The following is a 21,086-nucleotide window of genomic DNA, read 5'->3' on the forward strand; positions in this document are numbered from 1 at the left end:
TTTCGGGTGCACGCCATGTCTAGCAGCCCCGCGCGGAGCCCGTCAAGGGCCACTGACGCTGCGGCGGGGGTGGCGACGAATAGGCGGCCGCCGATCGGGTACACCCTCGCGGTACGCAGCCAAAACGGTTAGCCGGCGGTTCGCCGCCACTAACCTGTAAGCAGGATTCGCTCGACGGGAGCAGGAGCACATGATGAACACCCACCGGATCGCTCGGGCGCTGGGCGCCTCGGTCGCCGCGCTGCTATTGGCCGCCGCGCCGTTCGCGGGCTCTGGCGTGGCGCATGCCGGGACGGATCCGACGTACTTCACGAACTCCGACGGCAGCATGCAGGTCATCTACAGCGGGGGTGGCCTCACCACCTATGCCACCGTGGTCGATGCGCGCAATCCGGAGGGCCAAACCGAGTTCTGCCACTACCACTCGGACGGTGTCATGGGCACGGTCGCGTTCCCGTACAACGCCGATATCACCGTGACCGGGCCGCATCCGTCGGCTCCCATCACCATCATTTTCCAGGCGATCGGCGGTCGCTACAGCGTCAACGTGACCTGCAGCAGCACTGGTAACTCCGCCGCGTTCTCACCGGTGGTTCTCGTCTCCTAAGAGCTCGGACACGAGCTGCGCGAATTGCCACACAACGTCTGACCAGGCGTTAAAGTGCTGCTCGTGACTGGTAACCGGTCGACCAACGGACTGGGCCGATGGTTGGCGTTCGGGGCGACCCTGATTGTCTCGGCCGGCATGTTCTACGCCCAGAGCACCGAGTCGCGGTGCTGCACCACCAAGCCGACCGTCGCCGCATCCAACGCCAGCCCGGTGGCACATCCGCAGCCGGTGCCTTCTCCGCCACCGCACCCGGCGCCGCTTCGGGTGGCCAGCCCCGCCGAGCTGAAGTCGTTGACGGCGGACGCCCCGGCCGCGGCCCAGAGCTTCACGTTCGCGCTGCCGACAGGCGTCGCACCTGAGAGCGGTCTGCAGGTCAAGACCATCTGGGCGGCTCGCGCCATCAGCCTGCTGTTTCCGCAGATCACGACCATCGGCGGGTACCGCCAGGACGCGCTGCGGTGGCATCCGAACGGCTTGGCCATCGACGTGATGATCCCGAACCACAACTCACCCGAAGGCATTGAACTCGGCGATCAGATCGCCGGCTACGCGCTCGCCAACGCCAAGCGCTGGGGAGTCGACCACGTGATCTGGCGGCAGAAGATCTATCCGGGCCTCGGCAATCCGAGCTGGACAGCGAACCTCGGCAACGAAACCGCCAACCACTACGACCACGTGCACATCGCGACCGACGGCGGCGGCTATCCGACCGGTCACGAGACCTACTCGATCGGCTCGATGACCCCGACACCGCCGGCCTGACCGTCGTCGCGCGGCGGCACAATCGTGAGATGGCCGGCGCGCGCACGATCCTGCATCACACCAACGTCGTCAACGTCCGTGACGGCAGTGTTCAGCGCGGTGTAGACGTCACCATCGACGGTGGCACCATCTCCTCGATCACCCCGGCTGTTTCCGCGCACCCCGAGCGCGACGCGGTCGTCGACGCCCGCGGAACGTTCACGGTGCCGGGTTTCTGCGACATGCACGCTCATCCGCTGGCAGGCCGAATCGATCCCGAGCCGGCGCTGCGGCTGATGCTCGCCCGAGGCATCACAGGATTTCGGCAGATGAACGGCTCCCGCTCGTTGCTCGGTGACCGCGGCAATGGAAGGCTGCGGCTGCCCGTCGACGGCCCGGCGTTGTTGTCGACGCCGGGTGACGTACTGGTCCCCTTCAACGCCGGCAGTGCGGACGCTGCGCTGCGATCGGTTCGGCAACAGGCAGAGGCCGGCGCCGATTTCATCAAGGTCGCGTTGGTCACGCCGCAGGTGTTCTTCCCGCTGCAAGCCGAGGCGGCTCGGTTGGGACTGAGCACCGTCGGTCATCTTCCGGTCGGGATCGACGTGCGGACCGCCTCGGACGGCAGGATGCGATCCATCGAGCATCTCGGCCCCGGGGTAGGCATGGTCGCCGCCTGCTGCGACCACCAGGGCGATATCGAGCGTGCGATCAACGACCGCCCGGTCCCGAAATTTCCCAGCGTTCCGCGGCTGCCTTTCGCGACACGGCTGATGGAGCTCCTGATGGCGCAGGTGATGGCCAAAGTCGTGGTCAATCCTCTGCTGATGGCCAAACCGGCAGACGCCGAGATGATCGCGGACGCCGGCAACTCCTTCAACGACGTCAAGGCCCGCGAGTTGGCGAGGGTGTTCGCCGCCGACCAGACCTGGCAGTGCCCGACGCTGATTCGCAGCCGTACGCAGCAGTTCTGCGACGAGCCGACCTATCACCGCGACCCGAACAACCGCTTCGCATCCGAGAAGACGCTCAAAAGCTGGCGTAAGTCAGCAGGCAAATACGCCGCGCGCCCAGTGGAAATGCGCATGATCTACCGCCGCCACTACCGCCGATTGCAGCAGATGGTCCGCATCTTCGACGACGAGGGTGTCCCGATGATCACCGGCAGCGATGTCAGCGGATCTGGTTGGGAGATACCAGGATTCGCACTACATCAGGAGTTCGACGAATTGGCCGCAGCCGGATTGCCGCCGTTGCGGATCTTGCAGATGACCACCATCAACGCTGCCGAGTTCCTCGGCCGTACCGACGCGATGGGCACCGTGGAGCCGGGTAAAAACGCCGACCTCGTGGTGTTGAGGGCCGACCCGACAACAAGCGCGAGCCACCTGCACGACATCGCCGGGGTGATGCGCGCCGGCCGCTACTACTCCGCGGAGACGCTTAGCTCGATGATGCAGGCCGTCGCCGAAGCACACTCGGCGGTGTGAGGCCGACCGGCCGGTAAACTGGCTGGCATCCCGAGAGCTACGGAGAAACATGAAACGCCCGGTCTTCCACGCCCTTCCTGTCGCCGCTTTCGCCGCCCCAGCGGTGGCGATGATCCTGGCCGCGCCGTTGGCTCAGGCGCAGACCGACATCGAGGACTCCTGCAAGAAATCCGGTGGTCAGTACACCCAGAGCCAGGTGAGCGCGCACTTCGGGCAAGACGCCCAGTTGCAGGAAAGCTGCACCATCGGCAACAAGACCACGACCTGGACCAACGGCGTTCAGGGCCCGACCTACGGCGGCTAGACCACCCGCCTTCGTCACCCCCAACCACAGCTGGATGCCGTAGTCGGCGCTCCGCGGGCCCTGCACTGCTAGCAACTCCCCGCCCGGGATGCGGACACGGCTGCGGCGTGCGTGAATGATGGCACGCTGCAGAGGCGCGGCTCAGCCGAGCAAAGGGGTACTTGCGTGTCCGACCGGACGCCCGACGACATTTTCAAACTCGCCAAAGACGAACGCATCGAATACGTCGACGTGCGCTTCTGCGACCTGCCGGGCACCATGCAGCACTTCACCATTCCGATCTACGCCTTCGACCAGAACGTTTTCGAGGAAGGCCTGGCATTCGACGGCTCGTCCATTCGCGGCTTTCAGTCGATCCACGAATCCGACATGCTGCTGCTCCCCGACCCCGAAACCGCGACCATCGACCCGTTCCGCACCGCCCGAACCCTGATCGTGAATTTCTCGGTGCACGACCCGTTCACGCTGGAGCTGTATTCGCGCGACCCGCGCAACGTCGCCCGCAAAGCGGAGAACTACCTGATCAGCTCGGGCATCGCCGACACCGCCTATTTCGGACCGGAGGCGGAGTTCTACATCTTCGACTCGGTCAGCTTCGCCTCGCACACCAATGAGTCCTTCTACAAGGTCAATGCGGCGTCGGGGTGGTGGAACACCGGGGTGGAGAACGAATCGGACGGCAGCCCGAATCTCGGCTACAAGGTCCGCCCGAAGGGTGGCTACTTCCCGGTGGCCCCCACCGACCACTATGTAGACCTGCGCGACGTGATGCTCACCCATCTGACCAACGCGGGTTTTCACCTGGAGAAGGGCCACCACGAGGTGGGCAGCGGCGGCCAGGCCGAGATCAACTACAAGTTCAACACGCTGCTGCACGCGGCGGACGATCATCAGATGTTCAAGTACATCGTCAAGCAAACAGCTTGGCAGGCAGGCAAATCCGTCACCTTCATGCCCAAGCCGCTGTTCGGCGACAACGGCTCGGGCATGCACTCACACCAGTCGCTGTGGAAGGACGGCGTCCCGCTGTTCTACGACGACGCCGGCTACGCAGGGCTGTCCGATATGGCCCGCCACTACATCGGCGGACTGCTGTATCACGCGCCGTCGCTACTGGCCTTCACCAATCCGACGGTCAACTCCTACAAGCGCCTGGTGCCCGGCTACGAGGCGCCGATCAATCTGGTCTACAGCCAGCGCAACCGGTCGGCTTGCGTCCGGATTCCAATCACCGGCTCCAACCCCAAGGCCAAGCGGCTGGAGTTCCGATGTCCCGACGCGTCGGGCAACCCGTATCTGTCGTTCGCGGCCATGCTGATGGCCGGCCTCGATGGCATCAAGAACAAGATCGAACCGCCTCCCCCGGTCGACAAGGACCTCTACGAGCTACCGCCCGAGGAAGCGGACGAGATTCCGCAGGCTCCCACCCAGCTGTCCGCGGTGATCGACAGGCTCGAGGAGGACCACGAATACCTCACCGAAGGAAGCGTTTTCACCCCTGACCTGATCGCGACATGGATCAACTACAAGCGCGAGTACGAGTTGGCACCCTACAACCTGCATCCGACGCCGTATGAATTCGCGCTCTACTACGACGTCTGACAGCCATCATTCGACCGGATCAGGCGCCCACCGCGGCCGGCGCGCTTCAGGCCGCTGCGGCCCACGCGCCGCGGCGAGCGCCAACGCCGCCTCACCGCTGATCGTCGTCAACGGTGGCGGCTGCCCCTTGCGCAGCGTCGCGATCAGCTCGCGATACGGGCCGATGAGATAGACGGTGTCGCCCGCCCGCAGCTGCGAGTTACGCCGCGGCCGTAGGCTCACCGGCCCTTCCGTCCGAGTGATCGCGATGACGCGGGTCTGCGTCGACATGTCGACCATCCGCAGCCCGTCGAGCTCGCTGCCCTCGGCCACCAGCATCGCGCCGATCATGAAGGACCGCTGCCCAACCCAGAACGTGCCCAACACCTTCAGGCCCATCGCGGCGCCGATGAACCACGGGGCCGCCAGGTCCACGATCGAACGAACGTTTTCGAAGCCGAACTGCTGATTCACCGCGGCGCTGAGCGCACGGCCCTGCACGCGCAGCACGATCGGCTGCGTGGTGTCGGGACCCAGGATCTCCAACAACACGATGCCGGTGCGGATGTTCTCCATGTCGTCCTGGGTCATCACCGCCACGCCGCGGCAGCGGTCGACGCGCGCGGCCTCCAGCGTCTGGCGCATTGTCGAGTCTCCGAAGATGACCGGCACATCCAGGTCGGCCAACGTGGACAGAAAGCGGTTGCTTTCGTCCTGCTCGATGACGACGACGTCGTAGCCGGCCACGGTCAGGTCCCTGACGACGCGAATTCCGGTCGCGCCCATGCCGACGACGACGACGTGGTCGCGCATTCGCCGCGCCCGCCGCAGGCCGGCGGTGTGCACGAAGCGGCGCGACAACAGCAGGTCGGCGACGATGGCCACCAGCACGGCGGTGATCATGACACCGCCGAACATCAACCCGATGGCGAACAACCTCAGCACCGAGGACTGCGCCGCGAAGCTGAAGTCACCGAAGCCGACGCTGGTGATGGTCTCAGAGGTGAAATACAAAGCGTCGAGCCACGACATCTTCGGATGCACGTAGGTGAAGCGGACCAACGCCGTGGCACCGAACATGAGCACCAGGGTGAAGATGAACGACGGGAAGAGCAGTGGGTTGGCATCCTCACGCATGGCGCGCACCGCGTCGACGGCGTGCCGCACCCGGGACTGGCTCGCGCGCGTTGCCGTCGAGGGCGGCACCGTGATTCCGCGAGCCTCGAGTTCGTCCTTGACGCCGATCATCGAAGTCCAGTCACCCGGGTAGACCTTCTGATCGCGCCCCGGGCACGGCACGATGTCGCCGGGTACCGGTGCGTTCTTGCCGTGCACCACCGCCACCGGCGCCAAGTCCCCGTAGATGTCGCGCAGCGTTCCCGACTTCCGCGCCTCCGACCCCCAGACAACGAACTCCATTCCCGCGGTCTCGAATTGGTGCGCGTTACGCGACAGCACCGCCTCGACGATGGACGGTGCGGCGAGATCGGCGACATTCAAAATGGCACCCGGGCCACTGACCGCGTCGACCGCGTCACGCAGCACGTTGTCGGCAATACGCGCGACCACGCGCACGTTGGGGCTATATCTTCTTGCGAGCAGCGCGATTTCGAGATTGACCGCATCATTGGGTCCGGCACAGACGACGGCGCGTGCGCGGTGCACACCGGCACCCAGCAGATCGTCCGCGGACGTGATCCGGATGATCCGGGCACCGGCACCGCGGAGCTCGTCGATGATCGTGTTAGCCAGGGCGTCGTCACCGCAGACGATGATCTCGCGGTGGAACTGGAAAATTTCGCCCATGCTGCGGCAACCACCTACGCTGAGATCGTCTGACCTCTATGACTATCGGCTACGGCGACGGAAAGCGCCACCTGGAACACCACCAACTCGACTGCGGCACAGGCGCGCTCGTAAAGGAAACGCATTCGACTCGGGTTCGTCACGCCGGAGAAATAGTCAGTGTGTAGCAGGCCCGGATGAGATCGCTTCGCACGGCAGTTCAGGTTGTGTCGTGAGCCAACCATTGATCGACGAGATCGGAGCATCGTCGCGACACCGTCTGCTCCATCTCGTCACGTCGCCGACGCCCACTATCGTCGTCATCGCCGCCTGCACTGACCGTGAGCCGGGCCACCTCGTCGAGTTGGTCGCGATCCAGCCCGAACTCGATCAAGGAGTCCGCGTCGCGGTACAGGTCGATCTCGTCCGGCAGTTCAGAGCGCGCCAGCAACACCGCCGCATTCTCCTCGCCGACTTCGAGCAGCATGGCCACCAGATTCGGCTTGCCGACCTTGCGGGTCACACCGGTCGACGGATCGAAAGCTCGAGCCCGTTGTCACGCATGACAGATCGGCACTGCTGCGGTGTGTAGTCGAAATTCTCCAGGTCCTTGATGTAGGCCGCGGGGTCGGCGAGGCCTTCGACGTGGGGGAAATCCGAACCCATGATTATCTGCTTCTCGCCCAGCAGCCGCAGCAGGCTGGCGAGTTCGTCTTCGTAGAACGGCGACACCCACACGTGTCGTTTGAAGGTTTCGCGCGGATCTTCCTGATAGATCTGCGGAATCTGACCGTAGGACTTGGTCAGCTTCTCGAAGAGATGGAACACCCAGTCCGAGCCGCTCTCGATCGAAGCCATCCGCAAATTCGGGAAGCGTAGGAACAGCCCGTTGTGCAGATGGTTGGCGAAAGTGTCCTGCAGCGCGTTGCCGGAGAACAAGCTACGAAAGCCGAGAAGCGCCTGAAAGGACATCATGTAGTCCGATTCACCCCACGCCGGCATGAATTTCGAGTAGTACGTCTCACCCGAGTGGTAGCACAGCGTGATGCCGGAATCGTTGACCAGTTGCCAGAATTCGTCGAACATCGGGTCGCCGGGCGGGCGCATTCCGACAGCGGTCGTGATCGGCCCGGGGATCATGACGACAAAGCGCGCGTCGTGTTCCAGCGCCCACTCGAGTTCGCGGACCGCTTCGTCCGGCTTGCACAGGGTGATGTACGGCGCAGCGAAAATCCTTTCCCGGTAGGCGAATCCCCAATCCTCTTCCATCCAGCGGTTGAAGGCGCGAAATGTCGCGACCGTCGCGTCCAGGTCCGGCAGCAGCGCCTGTTCCATCCCGACCCCGAGGGTCGGCAGGAGGATGCAGCCCGCCATCCCCTGCTCGTCCATCAATGCCAGTCGCGCGTCGCGGTCTCGATACGCCAGGGGTATCGGCTCCAGATCACCGAAAAGTGCATTCAGATCAGCACCTCTCGGGTTGCGGCCCCGGAAGTACTCGTCGAGGGCACCGGGCTTACCGACCGGGTCGAACGTCGGGTTCGGAATGAACCTGTTGACCCTGCCGCCTACGAGAAGACGTTGCCTGCCATCGAGCTCGGCCCACTGGATCGCCCGCTTTTTGAACTGCCGGTCGATGTGGCGGGTGAACGCGTCGAGGGCCTCGTAATAGTGGTTGTCGCAGTCGAAGAACTGAAAGGGAAGTTGGTTCGTCATCGCGGAGAGTGTCCTTTCTGTGCGACGTAGGTATCAGTTGCGTGGCAAGCCGAGAACCATCGATGCAATGACAGTCAGCTGAATTTCGGGCGTACCACCGCCGATGAGTTCGGCCGGCGTATCGAAATACGGCTGGACGACGGCCGGTTCGGACTTTTCCAACATCGCAGCGCGGCCGGTCAGACTCAGTGTCGCGGTCCACGCACGGCGCAACTGCATGACCATCGCGTACTTGGCGATGCTGGAAGTCGGGCCGGGCCCCTGCCCCTCGACCAGCCGGAGGGTTTCGCGAAGCACCAGAGCTTTGATCGCCGTGCTGTAGGACTCGACGTCGCCCAGTGCCAGCAGCGCGGCGTCCTGGTCTGGCCCGACCGTCTCAGCAACTGCGCGAAGCACTTCGGCACGATCGATGCTGACGTAGTTTCCGATGGCCGTGCGTTCGACCGCCATCGTCGCCACCGCCAGGCTCCACCCGTCGTCGGGGTCACCCACGAGCATGTCGTCGGGCACGAACACGTCGGAGAAGAACACCTCGTTGAACTCGAAGCGTCCACTGGCCTGTTTGATCGGCGAGACCTCGATCCCCGGTGACGCCATGTCGATCAGGAAGTAACCGATGCCTCGGTGCTTCTTGGCCGCGGGATCCGTTCGCGCCAGCAGAGCTCCGAACTCGGCCTGATGCGCCATCGACGTCCAGATCTTGTGCCCGTTGATCAGCCATCCGCCGTCGACTCTGGTGGCCCGGGTGGACAGCGACGCCAGATCTGATCCGGCGCCGGGTTCACTGAACAGCTGGCACCAGGGCTGCACACCGCGCACGATCGGCCACGCGAATCGCTCACGCTGCAGATCGGAGCCGCTGTGCAGAATCGTCGGCAGGATCCATTCCGCGATGCCGAGCGACGGCCGGACCAAGTCAGGCCGCTTGCCGAATTCGTCGGCGATGATCACCTGCTGCACGGCCGAGGCGTCAACACCCCACGGCGCGGGCAGATTCGGCGCCACCAGTCCACGTCGTGCGAGCAGGTCGCGCTGCGCCCCGACGGCGAGTCCGGGTGTCCTGACGTCGCCTGAATAGGGATCATTGGCTAGACCGAGTGCCTCGTCCAGCGTGGTCGCCACCTTCGCGCGAAAGTCCGACTCGATGTCGCCCAGGTTGATTGTGGTGGAACGTTTTTGGGTGCACGCCAGCTCTCCCGCCTCCCGAGCCCAACGGGTGACCGGGCCCAGCGACGCCGCCAGGCTGGTGGCGCGGCGCCAGTACAGATGGGTGTCGTGCTCCCAGGTATAGCCGATCGCCCCGAACATCAGCATGGCGTCGAGTACCAAGCCGGGCGCTGCACCCACCGCCACAACGGCGGCCGAGGCCGCCGCGAGGCGTTGTTGCTCGATGACGTCGCCGTCAGCACGGACCGCGTCCCAGGCGGCCGATGCCGACAGCTCGGCGTTCACCAGCAGCACGGCCGCTTTGTGCTGAAGCGCCTGAAATGAGCCGACCGGTCGGCCGAATTGCTCACGCGTGCGGATGTATTCGATCGCATCCGAGGAGCAGCGGCGCACCGCCCCAGCGGCTGCGCACGCAGCCAGGGCCACCACCACGCAGCGAGCCCGCTCCCCTGGGATCCCGGATATTTCGGCACTGTCGGGCACGACGTGGTCGGCGAGCTCGACGACGCCCACGTCCGTGCACAGATCGGTGCCTTGCTGCGCTGTGACTGTCACACCATTACCCGGCGTGACCACGAACCATCGTCGGCTACCGTCAGCGGCCTGAGCGGGCAGCAGAATACGTTGCGCTGCACAGACTCCCAACACCGATTCCGACGCACCGTCCAGCCGCCACGAACCTCCTTCGCCCACAGCGCGGACGTCGCAGTCTTCGGGCAGCACGACGACCGCCGTCGCTCCCGCGGCGAGCTCTGCCAGCAGCGGCTTGACCGATGCATCGGCGAGATTCGCCACGGCACTTGCCGTGATCGTGCTCAGCACCGGACCGGGCAGCAGGGCTGCCGCAGCCGCCTCGACGACGCAGGCGGTGTCGGCCAGCGTGCCGTCCTGGCCACCGACGTGTCCCGGCAGGTGCACCGCGTGGAAGCCGTTGTCGACGAATTCCTGCCACCACGAGGGGATCTCGCCGGCCGAGATGGAGCCGAAGGCGGCTCGGGTCGCGTCGATCGGCGCGCGGCGCGCGGCGAAACGGCTCACGGCGTCGACGAGTTGCTCCTGCTCGACGGTGATAGCCAGGGTCATCGATCAGCCCTCGAGCCCGAGGATCCGGGCTGCGTTGCCGTACAGGAATTTCGGCCAGACGTCGTCCTTCAGCGGGACATTGGGCAGGTCGCGGAAGATCCGCTCCAGGGAGAGTCCCATCGGAAAGTATCCGGCGTAGAGGATCTTGTCGGCGCCACGGGTATTCGCGTAGTCGATGATGGCCTTCGGGTAGTACTTGGGCGCGAACGCCGACGTCGAGTAATAGAGGTTGGGCCATTTCAGCATGAGCTTGACGGCGAGGTCCTCCCACGGCTCGCAACCGTGGCGGGTGACGAACACCAAGTCAGGAAAGTCGAACATCACCACGTCGATGCGTGAGACGTCCTGGCACGCGAAAGGGACACGCGGACCGGGGATTCCTGCGCACACGAAGATCGGGAGACCCAGCTCGACGCAGGTCGCGTAAATGGGATACATCTTCGGGTCGTCGATGGGCACCTGGGGAAAGGTTCCGGCGGGGAACACCGACGTCGCGCGAATACCGAACTGCTCGTAGTCGCGACGGATCGCGTTCACCGAACCCATGACGTCGTTGGGGTCGACCAGCGCACCCGAGGGTACGAAGCGATCCGGGAAGGTCTTCAGCGCCAGCTGCGCAGAATCTTCGCCGACCCCGATCATGGCCTTTTCGATGCCGAATCGGTCCATCTGCTGAAGCAACAGCGACACCGGGTCGTCCGTCGGAAGGCCTTGCGGGACGTCTTTGAACATGTACTCGACCGGGAACTCGAAGTCCTCTTTGGATTCGCGGTCTTTGGTCTGCTTCCGGATGAAGTCGTACTGGGCGGAACCCTCGTGCGGGAACCCGATCATCGTGTCGATCACGGGCAGACCCACCGGTCCGGGCATGGAGTCCTCCGATCGCACTGACTTACCGCGGGCACACTGTGCGGAACCAATATTGAAACACGGTTCTACTAAAGTCAAGATGGCAAAACAGCTCTAGCTGGGATAATATTGCCGCACTCTTCAGCAGTGCGGATCTGATGAGAAACATGTTCTCTCTGTACGAGCAGGAGGTCGGGGCCATGAACATTCCTGCCGCGCGGCCCGAGACCGCCGTCCTCGCCTTGACAGACATGAACAGCCGTCAACTGCTACGGCGAGCCAAGATCATCGAAGCCGTCATCGATCTCATCGCGGACGTCGGCGCCGACGCTGTACAGATGCGCGACGTGTCCAAGCGATCCGGCGTGGCACTGGCCACCCTCTACCGCTATTTCAACTCCAAGGACTATCTACTCGCCGCAGCACTCGAGGATTGGCAGAAGCGACTGACCCGCCGCATTCTCGCCTCACGCGCCGGCGCCCCCGAACAACAGGACCCACTGCCCGGCGTGCTCGACTACCTGCGGCGCGCCCAGCGAGCGTTTCACCGGAACCCCAACATGACCGCGCTGATGTTCCAGATGACGACGTCGGTCGATCGCCAGGCCGTCACGACGATCGACCACATGAACCGCACCAACACGGAGCTGTTCAACAGGCTGCTGGAAGGTGTTGCACCCGACGATGTTCCGAACATCACCTTCGGGCTCAACGCCGTATTGAGCAGTTCACTCGCCGCGGTGCTGGCGGGCATGATGACGTTGGAGGAGTCGCTGGGCCGGGTGGAGTGGGTCGCACGCGTGCTGCTTGCCGATCGGTAACTGCCGGATCACCGCGCCGGCCGGCGTCGCGGCTCTGTCAGCCTTACCTTGCCGAGGCTCGGCCGGGACCGTGCCTCACTTGATGCCGAGCTGATTGCACTCCAGAACGAACAGTTCGGTCGGCGGATCCGTTCCGTGACGATGCAGTTCCTGGCCCTCGGTGGTCGAGTAGAAATGATCCGATTGGGCTTTGACGCAGCGCTCGAGCTTCTTGTGGCCGGAGTTGTACCAGGCCCACACCACCGACACGACGACGACCACCGTCACGGCTACCGGGAGGAAGGCGGCTCGTCTTCTCATGTCGTCGTCAAGGATACCCGGGCGACGGAAGCGCCTGACGCAGCTCGCTGTATGCGTCGACGAGTTGGTCGAGCGAGAACCCGATGTTCAAACCGCTCGGATTTGGCAGCACCCATGCTTGGGTTCCGGCGAAGCCCGGCTGATAGCGACCCCAGGCGACATCCGATGTGCCGAGCATGCAAGCCAGCGCTCGCTTGCCCAGGAAAGCGATCGCCCGCGGCGCGTAGCAGCGAATCTTCGCCTCGAATTCGGGTTGCGCGCTTCGGAACTCAGCGGGCGAGACCTCACTGGCCGCCCGCGTGGGTCGCCTGACCACCGCAGTGACCCCGCACCCGTAGTCGAGTAGCCGATGCTGATCGGCGGGCTGAAGGCGAACATCGGTGAAGCCGGCCAGGTGCAGCACCGGCCAGAAACGGTTGTTGCGGTGCGAGAAGTTGTAGCCGTCGTGGACCGCGCTGGCGGCGAGATTCAGACCGCAGAAGACCACATCGAGTCCATCGGCCAGGATGTCCGGCTCGAACTCATCCACGGACGTGCGCTTGTTTAGCATCGGACATGTTGCCGCGGTGGGCATTTCGAGCTGCTATGACCGCGGCCCGAGTGCGAGCCGGGTGCATCAGAAGATCGCGTCGGCCATCAGCGCGGCTAACGCTCGACCCAGTCCCACACCGACATATCGCCGCGCGGGTAGTCCATGCACACGTCAGTCGCCTTGGCGACCACGCCCTTGTTGTGGAAGAAAATCTTGGCCCAGTTGCCCCAATGAGTGGCGACTTGTTCGTAATAGACGTTGGTAGCGGTGTTCTCGGAGTACTGCCGCCTCCCGGCCGGGTCGAGCGAGAAAAACCAGTGGATTCGATCGACCGCGGCCTGCTGCACATCCGCTGGACGGTGGCTCTTGTCGACCATGTAGCGGTCGAAATACACCGGGCTCGTGTCGCGAGCACCGGCCAGATACTGCTCGGCGTCACAAGTGGTAGCGATGATGCGGTGGGGTATTGGGAAATCCTCTGTCGAGTCCGCCACGGCCGGCGCAGCGAATAGCGTTGCGACAACGGCTGATAGTGGCAACCAGGTTGCAACCCGACGAACCATCTGCACCACCGACCCTCCATGGCTGTCAACGTGACGATGCTTGGAGCCACAACTGCGGGCCGAGATGAATTATTTCCGAACGGCGGAATCGAGCCGCCGTGACGCCCTTTGAGACGGTCTGGACGTCAGGCGCCCTTGTGTTCTGCGCGGCCGAATGTCCACGCGATGATCTCGTCCAGGCGCACGCGAAGCTCGTCATGTCTGGCGACCTCGCCGTCGGGCTGCCGGTAGGCGACCTTCGACAGGTGAACGTAGTCGTGGGATCGGCAGGTGCCGTCGGCTTTCTGGGAGTCTCCGCCATTGCTGGTGGACCCCGGACGCCGGTGGTCGATTCCGACGGTCTGGAGGTAGTGCAGCACCTTCTGGTCGTAGTACCAGCACGGCTCGATGCTGCCGCTGACGCTGGCCGAGGCGAGGTAGAGGGTCACGTCGACCGCCCGACCGGGTGCCGGCGGATTCGCCTCCACAGCGTCGATCACGAGGTGGAGCTTGTGATCGGTCACTGTGTGCGTGATGGCGGTTTCGACTGCGGTCACAATGGCTCCCTGTGCACCTACGATCGCCGCGATCGGCGAGCTCTTCAGGCGGAGAATAACCCAACCCGGGCGGCGCCGTCGCTCGGATTCCTGGGCGTTGGCACTGTTCACCTGCCGTTTAGGTGCCTGGCATGTCGGGTGGCCCGACAGAACGAGTCGAGCGCCGAATTCACCCTAGGAGAACCGCATTCCCGGGCCTGGCGGTGTCGGCGCCGCCACACGCCACCGTCAATCGCCGGTGCGGGTGAAAGTCGTCTCGTAGTCGTGGGTGTTGGTGCAGCCGCCGGAGATGTCGACGTGCTCCGCGAGCTTCCAGACGCTGATCGGATCCTGCGGCGGTTGCGGCATCGCCCCTTGGATGGACCACTCGTTGTGCTGCGGGCTGCCGTTCTTGCACTTGGTGTCCCTGATCGAGTGCCTGGTCCACTTGCCATCGGCGAACAGGAATTGGCGGGACGAACCGTCTGCGGTGTCGGTGAACGAGGAAAGGCAACGGCTGCCGTCTCGGAGACAATCGGTTACGGCCACGTAATCCTCCGGTTTACTCGCCGGGTTGGTCGATTCCGCGTGGTAGTGGCCGTTCAAAGCCGCCGCGGGCGACACCACCCTCGGCGGCTGCGGAACTGGATCGGCGACCAGACCTCGATCGGCAGCACCGGTCCGGGTGAAGGTGACCGGCGCCCGGCGCCCGCATCCCGACTCGCCAACCGTGCTGTAGGTGCCGGTGAATCGGTCGGATTTGCCCTTCACCGAGAACACCACCCAGCGGGGGCTCGGCTCGCTCCCTTTGCAGTCGGTCGCGGAGTCACCCTCGGCCACGGCCAACCACCCGCCGTCGACATAGTCGAAGATCAGAGCCGAAGTGTAGCCGCCGGCGCCCACCATCGACGCCGTTGCAACGCAACGTTTTCCGTGGCAGGCGGACCGCACCACCCAGGTTTGGTCCGGTGTATCACCGTCTTTGGGTTTACCCAGAAAAGTCGTTCGTGCGCCGAACTTCGCCGTGAAGACGCCGTCGAACGTCGGGCCGGCCGGTGGGAGAGGCGCCGGCGGCCGCGCCTTGGCCTTGTCCGCCGAACCGCTGACGTGGCCCAGAGTCACCCACAGCACTCCGGCCACCAGCGCGACGACGACCACCGCTATCAGCGCGATGATGCGCGGCTGAGCGATCTTGCTGCGCTTGGGTTCTGGTGACATCAGTCCTTGTGCGTGCGGCGGTCCGGCGGGTGTGGTGTATCCCGGCGTGCGGTACTGCGTCGCATCGCCCGCCGGTCCACCCCACGAGTTGTCGAACCGCGGGGGTGGCGGTGTCATGCTCGCCACGGCGGTCGCCCTCGATCCGAATTCTGCGGCGTGCGGGGGTGGCGAGGCGTGACGCGAGATAGCCGTGTGTGCGGCCGAGCTCAGTTCCACGGCTGTGGAGTATCGCTGGTCGGGGTCCTTGGCCATCCCGCGGGCGATGACGTCGTCGATCGCTTGGGGCAGGGTGGTCTGGACGGCCGAGGGCCGCGGCGGCGGGGTCGACAAGTGACCGGCCACCTGCTGCTCCACGCTGTCCCCCGGGAACGGTCGTTCGCCGGTAAGAGTCTGGTGCAGAACACATGTCAGCGCGTAGACGTCCGAGCGCGCATCCGGCCGGCCCGCGCCGAATCGTTCGGGCGCCATGTACGCCCAGGTGCCGATTGCCGACCCGGTTGCGGTCAGCCCCGTCTCGCCGATCGTTCGGGCAATTCCGAAGTCGATCAAGTAGGCGAAGTCGGAATTGGTCACCAGGACGTTGGATGGCTTCACGTCGCGGTGGACGAGCCCGGCCGCATGCGCCGCTTGTAACGCCGACGCCACCTGCTCGATGATCTTGACGGCGCGGGCCGGCTCCAACGGGCCCTGGCTCAGCAGCGCCTCCAGGTCGCGCCCCTCGATCAGACGCATATCCACGTAGAGACGACCGTCGATCTCGCCGAAGTTGTGGATCGGCACGATGTGGGGTTCGTACAGACCGGCGGCCAACTGCGCCTCGCGCCGGAATCTTTCCTGAAAGACGCTGTCATCGGCCAGGTGCGAAGGCAACAGCTTCAGGGCGACAACCCGGTTGGTTGCGGTGTCGTGAGCCCGCCAGACCTCACCCATGCCGCCGCGGCCCAGCAACGTCTGCAACGTGTAGCGCCCGAATGGCCTACCCTCCACCGAACCTCCCAGCGACTGCTCAGCAACTGCTCAGCTGCATCACCTTAACCCTTGTCAGCGCTCCCATCAGGGTGTCGTGAATTCCGGCCGTCGCTTCCACCGCGGCGGCGTTGTCGGCGACTGGGAGCAAACTCGGCACGAGGCCTACGCATGCCGCTTCACGTGCAGCGATGGAGGCCAAGTGAGATTTATTTGAAGTCGATATGAGCCTCACCGCCGCCCGGCCGAAAAGCTTTTCCCGCCCGGCTCATTCGGCCGGATCGGCGAGCCCTAACGCTGCAGGCTGCGGAGCGTGCTCTTGACGAATTTTGCCAGCACCTCGTCGCGCTCGGCACCTGTCTCGCGAGCGCTGGTCAACAAGGCGTAGAGGCCCAACAAAAAGAACGCAGCGCTGTGATAGGCGTCCACGTCGTCGTACAACACGCCGCGTACCCGTGAACGCTCGATCTCGGCCGCAAGCAAGACGAACGTCGGATGCTTGGTCCACTTGTCGTCCTCTGGACGTGCCGGCGAAAAATACAAGCTGATGACGTCGCGGAACAGAGCTGCGCCCCACTGGTTTTCAAGCTCGACGACCAGCCGGATTATCTCGTGCAGGACTGCCGCGATGTCGCGACGCACGTCCAAAAATCGACTCAGTTTCTCCGCGAGATAATCCTCGTCGCGGCCGATCAACTCCAGCAGTACGTGTTCCTTGCTGGGAAAGTGGAAGTAGAACGTGCTCCGCGCGACCCCGGCGGCTTCCACGATCGCGTTGATGTCGGCCGAGCCCGTGCCCGCGCGCTGGAACTCCACGATCGCGGCGTCGAGCACCCGCGCCCGCGTTTTTCGGCGCTGCGCCTCCCGGCTCGTCACACTCTCCCGCACCCTGTCATTGTGCAGCAGCGAACGCGTTCACCGACAGATGTCAACGATATTGACCCCCTGGATGCGATTACAAGTTGCAAAGCGCGTATTTCGTTGTCATTTGTCAGCGAGCGTGATACATCTGGAGGCACTTGCGCCGGTCTTTGTCAGGCGCGTCGTGGGCCGACTGCAACAGGGCGCGAGGCAGGAGCGTTGTCGATGAACACTCGAGGTCAACGCATCCTGCTGTGGACCGCACCGCCGGCTGTCGCGCTGTTCGCTCTCGCCTACGTTCTGTTTCCGGTCTTCTCGCCACCGCTGTCACCGATGTTGACGCCCGAGCAGGTCGCGGCGTTCTTCAGGAGCAATACGACCGGGATACTTGGCGTGGCGATTCTGTGCAACTTGATCGCCTGCTCCCTCGTGCCACTTTTCGCGGTGACGGCCGTGCAGATTTCCCGCGTCGCCACCTCCAGCACCGTGCTGACCTACGCCTACATCATCTGCGTCGGCGTCGGAACCACCGGCTTCATACTCGCCGACTACTGCTGGGGCATGGCCGCTTTCAGGCCGGACCGCGACCCGCAACTGATCAGCCTGCTCAATGACATGGCGTGGTTCTTCTTCATCGCACCGGTGGGCACGATCATGGTGCAGAACCTCTGCTTCGCGCTCAGCGTCTATCTCGACAGACGAGCCGACCCGGTGTTTCCACGCTGGGCGGCACACTTCAACGTCGCGACGGTGGCACTGCTCGCGCCGAGCGCCTTCTCCATACTCTGCAAGAGCGGACCGCTGGCCTGGAATGGCGGTCTCTCATTTACCCTGCGGCTGACCACTTTTGCGGTCTACATCGTGGTGATGTTCGCGGTCCTCCTGCGGGCCGTGAACCGCCAGGGTGACGAGCAGGTGGTGTTGGCATGAGCAGCGGCGTCGCCACCGAACCCGCGACCACCGCCGGGCACACCCGGTCGTGGCGCGAGAATCCGAAGCTCGATCAGTGGATCGCCTTTTGGACCGTGCCGTTCTTCTTCAGCGTGTTCGGGCTGGTCTTCGTGCCGCTGAGCTGGATGATGCCGCCACGCTCCCCGAGCGCCTCCACGCCGCACATTCTCGACTTCATGCACTCGCACAACTTGCTCGTCGCGTGCACGATCCTCACTCTGTCTTACGGTTTGGCGCCGGTGTCGAATGCTGTGTACCTCACCCAGATCAAGCGGATGTCGGTCAGCCCCGTGTTCCGCTACTCGTTCATGACCGGCGCCATCACCGGAGCCATTGTCGGCATGCTGTTCCCGATGTTCTGCTTCGGCCTCGGCGCCTTCCGGCAAGGTTATCGGCCGGCGGTCCAGGCGATGCTCTACGACTTCGGCTATCTGGCGTTCATCGGGTCGCTGGGCTGCTTCTGCGTCATGTGGATGGCGTTCGGGCTGGCGATCATCCTCGACGAGAACAATGTCCTGCCCAAGTGGTTGGGCTATTACACCGTCTGGCAGTACGTCACCGAGTTGATGGCTGCTCCGGTGTGGATCGCCAAATCCGGGCCGTTCGCGTGGAACGGCATCATGACCTTCTGGTTCGCCATGGCGCTCTACGTCTCCTGGCAGATGATCGTCTACTTCTGCATCTTCCGGGCCATCAAGAACCAGCCGGAGTCCGAACTCGACAACGCTGCAAAGGATCTGACGGGCCCGATATCCGAGGCTCGAGCAATCGCATGACCAACGTTGCCGAGGAATCGCCCATCGGCATCGATCCTTCGGGGTCGGATGCCGAGGTAGCCGGTCATGTACCCGGCGAGTCGAGCATGTGGTTTTTCGTCATCGGCGACCTGCTCATCTTCGGCGTCTATTTCGTCGTGTACATGTTCTACCGGCGCCAGAATCACGAGCAGTTCCTGCAAAGCCAAGCGCAACTCAACCTGGACATCGGTGCCATCAACACCGTCATGCTGCTGACCAGCTCGCTGTTCGTCGCGCTCGGTGTGACGGCGGCGCGGGCTGGAGACACCGCGGATGCATTGCGGCGCTTCGGTGTTGCCGTTGTATTCGGTGCCGCCTTCCCGCTGCTCAAGCTGTTCGAGTGGATCCCCGAAATCAGCGAAGGTCTGACTCCGGGTAAGAATTTGTTCTTCATGTACTACTTCGTGATGACCGGTATGCATCTCTGCCACGTGCTGCTCGGTCTGGTCATCCTGGGATTTGTCATCCGCAACTTGAAAACATCTGCGAGGCCGAAGATCTCGTTGATCGAGACCGGTGCCACCTACTGGCACATGGTCGACGTCTTGTGGCTGGTCTTGTTCGCCCTGCTCTACTTGATGAGGTAGACGATGACGTCGCTGATCCGCAACCCGCTGACCGTGGTCTGGGCGCTGCTCACCACCGTCACCCTGGTGTCGTGGTTGGTCGCCCGCGACGGTGGTGCGGCGCACCAACTCAACACCTCGGTGACCGTGACCGTGCTGTTGATCGCGGCAGTGAAAACCTCGCTGGTGATCAGTCATTTCATGGAGGTCCGACGTGCACCGGCGTGGCTCAGGGCCACCGCGGGCGGATGGGTGCTGGTGCTGTTCGCGTTGCTGCTGGGCGTCTACTTCGCCGGTCGCTGAAGACGTGGCCGTGTCGGCCATCGGTTACACCGATTACGTCGATCTTCCGCCCGTCATGATCGTCGCCATCCGGGCCTTCATCTCTCCGTAGGTGATGGCCTGCGCGCCCGGCTTCGGGATGCGCTCGACGTCGACCTTGGGCGTCGACAGGTCCTTGTCGGCGACCTGACGCCGCAGGGCCGATACGGTGCAATTCTCCCGACCCAGTCGCTCGACACCCTTGTAGCTGAAGGCTTTCGCCGCGTTACGCCAGGAGATCGCCTCCACCTCTTCGTCCGAACAGCCGTCGAGTTCTGCAGCGAGTTGTTCGGGGGCGTCTGGCCAGCTCGAATCCGAATGCGGGTAGTCCATCTCCCAACAGATGGTCTCGACTCCGATGCGGTGCCGATTCTCGATGCCGACGCGATCCCGAATGAAGCAGGAAAGAAAGTTTCTCCGAAATACATCTGTCGGAGTCAGACCACTCCCCAAGTCGTCGCCCGTCCAGGCCCGCTGACGGCTGTAGACGTCTTCAAAACGCTCCAGCAGGAACGGAATCCATCCGATACCACCCTCCGACAGGGCGAACTTGACGGTTGGAAATTCTTTGACGACCCGGGAGAACAACAGATCCGCGGTGAACCTGCCGGTGTCGAGCGCCAGCATCGAGTTGTACGCAAGATAGCTGGTCTGATCTGACGGGACAGGCAATCCGCCTCCGGTCCCGATGTGAATGTTGACCACGGTGTTGTTCTCGCAGATGGCCTCCCACAACACATCCCAATGGGTGTCCTGCCACGGCGGCTGTCCGTAGTTGGCGATGTGCTGAGGCACGGTGACGGCCCGGCACCCCAGCGATGCCAATCGGCGGACCTCTACTGCAGCCTGTCGGGGATCCCACAGCGGGAGAATCCCCATCGGAATGAAACGGTCGGGGTGGGCGCCACACCAGTCTTCGATGTGCCAATCGTTGTAGGCCTTGACCATCACTCCCGAGACCTCGCGATCACCGCGAAAGGTGAACAGCGCACCCGAGATAGTTGGGAAGGAAGGAAAGCAAACGGAGGCCAGCACCCCGCAGGCGTTCATGTCGTCGACACGCGCGTCCACGTCATAGCAACCCCGCCGCATGTCCTCGAATCGTGACGGTTCGAATCCCCACTCGTCGTTCGGACGACCCGCGACGGCGTTCAGCCCGATATTGGGTAGCTTCATGCCGTCATACACCCAGGCGACGGAGCCGTCGGACTCCTCGACGATCCGTGGGGCGTCATCCGCGTACCTTGCCGGCACCCGATTGGCAAACATGTCTGGCGGCTCGACGGTGTGGTCGTCAACGCTGATCAACACCAGATGCGACGGATCGAGCATAATCAGACTCCTTTTCGTGA

22 protein-coding genes are annotated in these 21,086 nt (G+C 63.8%); 10 read left to right on the forward strand and 12 right to left on the reverse strand.

The genetic code is table 11. The annotated features are described in order from the left end of the window. The first annotated feature begins 193 nt into the window (after positions 1 to 193). The 5 genes from CYU59_RS16575 (at position 194) to glnA (ending at position 4,747) form a co-directional block, all read left to right on the forward strand. Positions 194 to 607 carry a hypothetical protein gene (locus CYU59_RS16575; protein ID WP_292991595.1) on the forward strand — a complete coding sequence of 138 codons (414 nt, stop codon included), beginning with the start codon at positions 194 to 196 and terminating at the stop codon, positions 605 to 607. Between the two features lie 63 nt (positions 608 to 670). Further along, positions 671 to 1,372, forward strand: coding sequence for a glycoside hydrolase (locus tag CYU59_RS16580; protein WP_292991597.1), 702 nt, complete (start codon positions 671 to 673; stop codon positions 1,370 to 1,372). 29 nt (positions 1,373 to 1,401) lie between these two features. After that, positions 1,402 to 2,841: an amidohydrolase family protein gene (locus CYU59_RS16585; protein ID WP_292991599.1), complete on the forward strand. Its 1,440-nt coding sequence runs from the start codon at positions 1,402 to 1,404 to the stop codon at positions 2,839 to 2,841. Positions 2,842 to 2,890: 49 nt separating this feature from the next. Next, positions 2,891 to 3,145, forward strand: coding sequence for a hypothetical protein (locus tag CYU59_RS16590; RefSeq protein WP_292991600.1), 255 nt, complete (start codon positions 2,891 to 2,893; stop codon positions 3,143 to 3,145). A 165-nt stretch (positions 3,146 to 3,310) separates the two neighbouring features. Then, on the forward strand, positions 3,311 to 4,747 hold the full coding sequence (gene glnA, locus CYU59_RS16595; RefSeq protein WP_292991602.1) for a type I glutamate--ammonia ligase: 1,437 nt from the start codon (positions 3,311 to 3,313) through the stop codon (positions 4,745 to 4,747). A gap of 6 nt (positions 4,748 to 4,753) precedes the next feature. On the opposite strand, the gene CYU59_RS16600 is transcribed toward glnA, so the two are convergent. The 5 genes from CYU59_RS16600 to CYU59_RS16620 form a co-directional block, all read right to left on the reverse strand. Next, positions 4,754 to 6,532 carry an NAD-binding protein gene (locus CYU59_RS16600; protein WP_292991604.1) on the reverse strand — a complete coding sequence of 593 codons (1,779 nt, stop codon included), beginning with the start codon at positions 6,530 to 6,532 and terminating at the stop codon, positions 4,754 to 4,756. Between the two features lie 199 nt (positions 6,533 to 6,731). Beyond that, entirely contained in the window at positions 6,732 to 7,034 is a 303-nt protein-coding gene (locus CYU59_RS16605; protein WP_292991606.1) for a hypothetical protein, read from the reverse strand. Then, the gene (locus tag CYU59_RS16610) at positions 7,031 to 8,224 is read right to left on the reverse strand and encodes an amidohydrolase family protein (RefSeq protein ID WP_292991608.1); all 1,194 of its coding nucleotides are present in this window, start codon (positions 8,222 to 8,224) and stop codon (positions 7,031 to 7,033) included. The genes CYU59_RS16605 and CYU59_RS16610 overlap by 4 nt, the downstream gene beginning before the upstream one ends. A 33-nt stretch (positions 8,225 to 8,257) precedes the next feature. Beyond that, entirely contained in the window at positions 8,258 to 10,474 is a 2,217-nt protein-coding gene (locus CYU59_RS16615; protein ID WP_292991610.1) for an acyl-CoA dehydrogenase, read from the reverse strand. 3 nt (positions 10,475 to 10,477) lie between these two features. Further along, positions 10,478 to 11,344, reverse strand: coding sequence for an amidohydrolase family protein (locus CYU59_RS16620; RefSeq protein WP_292991612.1), 867 nt, complete (start codon positions 11,342 to 11,344; stop codon positions 10,478 to 10,480). Positions 11,345 to 11,490: 146 nt separating this feature from the next. On the opposite strand from CYU59_RS16620, the gene CYU59_RS16625 reads away from it, so the two are divergent. Then, positions 11,491 to 12,144 (forward strand): TetR family transcriptional regulator, encoded by a 654-nt coding sequence (locus CYU59_RS16625; RefSeq protein ID WP_292991614.1) that lies wholly within the window; start codon positions 11,491 to 11,493, stop codon positions 12,142 to 12,144. A 75-nt stretch (positions 12,145 to 12,219) separates the two neighbouring features. On the opposite strand, the gene CYU59_RS16630 is transcribed toward CYU59_RS16625, so the two are convergent. The 6 genes from CYU59_RS16630 to CYU59_RS16655 form a co-directional block, all read right to left on the reverse strand. Further along, complete coding sequence (locus CYU59_RS16630; protein WP_292991616.1) at positions 12,220 to 12,444, reverse strand: hypothetical protein; 225 nt, start codon at positions 12,442 to 12,444, stop codon at positions 12,220 to 12,222. A 7-nt stretch (positions 12,445 to 12,451) separates the two neighbouring features. Further along, positions 12,452 to 12,973, reverse strand: a complete 522-nt coding sequence (mug, locus tag CYU59_RS16635; RefSeq protein ID WP_292991618.1) for a G/U mismatch-specific DNA glycosylase — start codon at positions 12,971 to 12,973, stop codon at positions 12,452 to 12,454. A gap of 116 nt (positions 12,974 to 13,089) precedes the next feature. Further along, positions 13,090 to 13,539 (reverse strand): DUF5078 domain-containing protein, encoded by a 450-nt coding sequence (locus CYU59_RS16640; RefSeq protein WP_292991858.1) that lies wholly within the window; start codon positions 13,537 to 13,539, stop codon positions 13,090 to 13,092. A 125-nt stretch (positions 13,540 to 13,664) separates the two neighbouring features. Then, on the reverse strand, positions 13,665 to 14,075 hold the full coding sequence (locus CYU59_RS16645; RefSeq protein WP_292991620.1) for a hypothetical protein: 411 nt from the start codon (positions 14,073 to 14,075) through the stop codon (positions 13,665 to 13,667). Positions 14,076 to 14,303: 228 nt separating this feature from the next. Beyond that, positions 14,304 to 16,259 (reverse strand): serine/threonine-protein kinase, encoded by a 1,956-nt coding sequence (locus tag CYU59_RS16650; protein WP_292991622.1) that lies wholly within the window; start codon positions 16,257 to 16,259, stop codon positions 14,304 to 14,306. Between the two features lie 270 nt (positions 16,260 to 16,529). Beyond that, positions 16,530 to 17,072 (reverse strand): TetR/AcrR family transcriptional regulator, encoded by a 543-nt coding sequence (locus CYU59_RS16655; protein ID WP_292991624.1) that lies wholly within the window; start codon positions 17,070 to 17,072, stop codon positions 16,530 to 16,532. Positions 17,073 to 17,324: 252 nt separating this feature from the next. Here CYU59_RS16655 and CYU59_RS16660 point away from each other — a divergent pair, with 252 nt between their 5' ends. From CYU59_RS16660 to CYU59_RS16675, 4 genes are read left to right on the forward strand one after another with little or no spacing between them, the layout of a single operon-like run. Continuing rightward, positions 17,325 to 18,029, forward strand: coding sequence for a hypothetical protein (locus CYU59_RS16660; protein WP_292991860.1), 705 nt, complete (start codon positions 17,325 to 17,327; stop codon positions 18,027 to 18,029). Next, a complete protein-coding gene (locus CYU59_RS16665) occupies positions 18,026 to 18,826 on the forward strand; it encodes a hypothetical protein (RefSeq protein ID WP_292991625.1) in 801 nt (266 codons plus the stop codon). Before CYU59_RS16660 ends, CYU59_RS16665 begins: the two co-directional genes overlap by 4 nt. Next, complete coding sequence (locus CYU59_RS16670; RefSeq protein WP_292991627.1) at positions 18,823 to 19,434, forward strand: cytochrome c oxidase subunit 3 family protein; 612 nt, start codon at positions 18,823 to 18,825, stop codon at positions 19,432 to 19,434. The genes CYU59_RS16665 and CYU59_RS16670 overlap by 4 nt, the downstream gene beginning before the upstream one ends. Before the next feature lie 3 nt (positions 19,435 to 19,437). Beyond that, complete coding sequence (locus CYU59_RS16675; protein WP_292991629.1) at positions 19,438 to 19,716, forward strand: cytochrome C oxidase subunit IV family protein; 279 nt, start codon at positions 19,438 to 19,440, stop codon at positions 19,714 to 19,716. Positions 19,717 to 19,749: 33 nt separating this feature from the next. Here CYU59_RS16675 and CYU59_RS16680 read toward each other — a convergent pair whose 3' ends face one another. Beyond that, complete coding sequence (locus tag CYU59_RS16680) at positions 19,750 to 21,066, reverse strand: amidohydrolase family protein (RefSeq protein ID WP_292991631.1); 1,317 nt, start codon at positions 21,064 to 21,066, stop codon at positions 19,750 to 19,752. Positions 21,067 to 21,086 lie beyond the last annotated feature (20 nt).

Source organism: Mycobacterium sp. (assembly GCF_002863225.1).
In the GTDB taxonomy this organism is placed as follows: domain Bacteria; phylum Actinomycetota; class Actinomycetes; order Mycobacteriales; family Mycobacteriaceae; genus Mycobacterium.